Origin of the sequence: Methylophaga sp. UBA4204 (assembly GCF_002379485.1) — a bacterium.
Taxonomy (GTDB): domain Bacteria; phylum Pseudomonadota; class Gammaproteobacteria; order Nitrosococcales; family Methylophagaceae; genus Methylophaga.
Genome location: NZ_DFTU01000094.1, coordinates 15,485 through 16,011, shown reverse-complemented (window position 1 = coordinate 16,011; position 527 = coordinate 15,485). Strand labels below are relative to the sequence as shown.

General features: G+C 48.8%; 1 protein-coding gene. It reads left to right on the top strand.

Annotated features, from left to right (window positions below; translation table 11 throughout):
- Nucleotides 1–441 (top strand): outer membrane protein assembly factor BamD (bamD, locus tag B3182_RS14165; RefSeq protein WP_292753201.1); only part of this gene is annotated, 441 nt, incomplete at its 5' end.
- Nucleotides 442–527: the final 86 nt, after the last annotated feature.

Sequence of the window (527 nt, the reverse complement as noted above, 5' to 3'; positions counted from 1 at the left end):
GGTCTGATTAACTTTAACCGTGATATGGGGATCCTGGAAAAATATATTCCACGTGATGAGACTCAACGGGATCCTGGATCAGCATTGCAGGCGCTGCGTGATTTCACCACGCTGGTCAACCGCTTTCCCACTAGTCGCTACAGTGATGATGCAGCTCAACGTGTAGTGTATCTACGAAATCGCCTTGCCCAGCATGAATTGCACGTGGCAAGTTATTACATGCGCCGAGCTTCCTATCTCGCAGCGGCCAATCGCGCTAAGTATGTTATTGAGAATTATCCACGTACTCCGGCCATGCCAGATGCTCTGGTGGTAATGGCAAAAGCCTATAAGATCCTGGAGCTAAATGATTTATCAGAAGATGCTTTACGCGTTTTGGAAGCAAACTACCCGGGACATCCAGGGGTAGCAGAGGTACGTAAGACGACGCTGGTAGAGTAACAGCGTCGTCTCTGAAATTAGTTGTTTAAATAGCGGCTTCGCCATCTTCACCAGTACGGATGCGAATGGCTCGCTCCAATGGTGAA